This window comes from Tritonibacter multivorans, from assembly GCF_001458415.1.
Classification (GTDB): Bacteria; Pseudomonadota; Alphaproteobacteria; order Rhodobacterales; family Rhodobacteraceae; genus Epibacterium; species Epibacterium multivorans.
Genome location: NZ_CYSD01000045.1, coordinates 1 through 882 on the forward strand (window position 1 = coordinate 1; position 882 = coordinate 882).

Sequence of the window (882 nt, forward strand, 5' to 3'; positions counted from 1 at the left end):
GGATTTCGATTTCCTCGTCCGAGCTGTCGACCCGCATGGTGTCCAGCAAGATCCCACGGGTGACAAGCTGCACCATTGCCCCAACAGAGGCCACGTCAGAGCCGTAACGACCCGCTTTGGCCACATCGACGTCGATTTCCCAGTCAATGCCGGGCAGGGGGAGGCTGTCTTCGATCTGCACCAGACCGGCGGTCTCCTCGAACTGAGTGCGGGCCGCAACTGTGGCTTCGGTCAGGCAGGGTTGCCCAGTCGTCGCCTTTGATGCGCAGATGCACCGGTTTGCCGGACGCAGGGCCACCTGCGATGGCGCGGACTTCGACTTCGAAGCCCGGCAGGCTGTCGACAGCGGCCTGCAGCTGCTCCAGCACCAGATCGCCATCGTAATCGTCTGCGGTCACTTCGCGCGACATCAGACCGCCGAGGATGGGTTCTTCCTGTGTTGGGCGATCTTCCCATGGGATGATCTCGAACTGGACCTGACCAATGGTGTCTGGCGGTGTGCTGGCGCCAGAGCTGTCTGTGTTCAGACCGCCATCGCCCGCAAAGGAGAACACATTGGTGACGGCCTTATGTTCCATGATCAGGTTTTCAGTGGCCCGCACCATGGCGTCTTTTTCGCGCAACGACAGGTTGCCGCGGGCGCGGACGTAAGCCGTGGCCTGTTCGGGTTCCTGTTCGACAAAGAATTCAACGCCATAGTTGTTCTGGCTGAAGGTCTGGAACACGGTGGCAATACCAAAGCCAACAACCGCGAGGGTCACCAGCGGCATGATCGGGTTGCCCGCGATCATTTTGATGATCCAGCCAAAAAGACCCAGGCGATTGCGCGCAGTGACGGTGTTTTCAGTGCGGCGCCATTCGGCCGCGCCCAAGGCCACAGAA

The 882-nt window shown here is 60.5% G+C and carries 1 pseudogene; it reads right to left on the reverse strand.

What is annotated here, in order from left to right:
• Nucleotides 1–882 (reverse strand): annotated as a pseudogene (locus TRM7557_RS19460) (efflux RND transporter permease subunit); the annotation flags it as partial.